The sequence below is a fragment of the Pseudoalteromonas sp. SK18 genome (assembly GCF_001974855.1).
Taxonomy (GTDB): Bacteria; Pseudomonadota; Gammaproteobacteria; order Enterobacterales; family Alteromonadaceae; genus Pseudoalteromonas.
Genome location: NZ_MTQB01000059.1, coordinates 1 through 1,318 on the forward strand (window position 1 = coordinate 1; position 1,318 = coordinate 1,318).

The following is a 1,318-nucleotide window of genomic DNA, read 5'->3' on the forward strand; positions in this document are numbered from 1 at the left end:
GCCTCCAAAAAGCAAATTCCCATAGCATAAACAACACCAACTCTGACACACCGAGCAGGTAGCGGCTCAGTCCAACAAGCGATTATGCAACACAAACAGCGTGTCGCATAAATACTAAAATGTTATAGCTACGGAGGGATATGTGGCACGTTCAATATTAATTACAGGTAATGGAATTGGCCTAGCTCTCGATTCTGATTTCTTTTCCTTACAAAATGGACTTGAAAGCGTCTGGAACAATACGGAACATCTGAGCAATGATCATAAAGATTTAATCCTGAGTGCAATAGAAGGAACTACTGATGAATTACCCCCAAGTTCAGAAGACCAATTAGATAAGTTGCAAGTGGCAATTGTTGCAACTGAGTTTTTGAGTAATTTTGAAGTTAGCGGTACTTCATGGATTTCTGAACCTGCAAAAGAATTACCTTCTACATTTAGGAAATATATCCATGAGGTTGCCCTGCATTATCAGCGCTCTGGACAGAGTCTGCCTAAAACATTTGTTGAACCATTATCTGAATTTGTTAGAAGTACAAAAACTCATGTTGTCACATTAAATTATGATAACTTGCTATATGATTCGTTTATTGCCGAGAAAATTCTCAATGGTTACCACGGGGCATTAATTGATGGTTTTTGGAGTTCAGGTTTTGATGAGGAGCATTTAGACCGACATAATGTAAATAGGCATGGCTGGTATATGCATTTACATGGCTCACCATTATTTGTTGAAAATAGTAAAGTTATGTATGCTGGCAGAGACTTCTTAGATCCAGAAGATAAATGCCATATAGTTTTAACTCACGTCGAACATAAACCATTAATTATCGGATCATCCCACATCTTGAGCGCCTACTGGCGTAGGCTTGAAAAAGCATTTGAAGAATCATCTCAAATTATTTTGTTCGGTTACTCAGGTTACGATGAACACTTGAACAATAGAATAAAACTAAGAAAAGATGAAAAAGAACTTCTAATTGTTGAGTGGGAAGGTGCTGGCTCTGAGGATGAAAGAAAAAGGTTTTGGGAAACTAAAACAGGATTCAATCGGTTCGAGTTAGTTAGACTGGAAAACATTTTAGAGTTTACAAGTTGGTAGCTATAACAAGTTGCTTAAACGGACAAAAAACAGTTGGCTTTTGCTCGTTTCTCGCTATTTTAGCCAACAATTTTTTGCCGCTTAGCAAAGCGTTGGTATGACTCCCACTGTCAAGTTAAGCCACACTGATCCCTGCCTAACTTTTTAAGCCATAATTACTTCAGCTCGAATTAGAGCGAGTTAATACATAGGATGAAGCAAGTAATGTCGTCGGTT

1 protein-coding gene is annotated in these 1,318 nt (G+C 38.0%); it reads left to right on the plus strand.

Translation table 11 applies throughout. The features are described from left to right. Positions 1-142: 142 nt before the first annotated feature. Positions 143-1,102 carry an SIR2 family protein gene (locus BW139_RS18095; RefSeq protein WP_033102844.1) on the plus strand — a complete coding sequence of 320 codons (960 nt, stop codon included), beginning with the start codon at positions 143-145 and terminating at the stop codon, positions 1,100-1,102. Positions 1,103-1,318 lie beyond the last annotated feature (216 nt).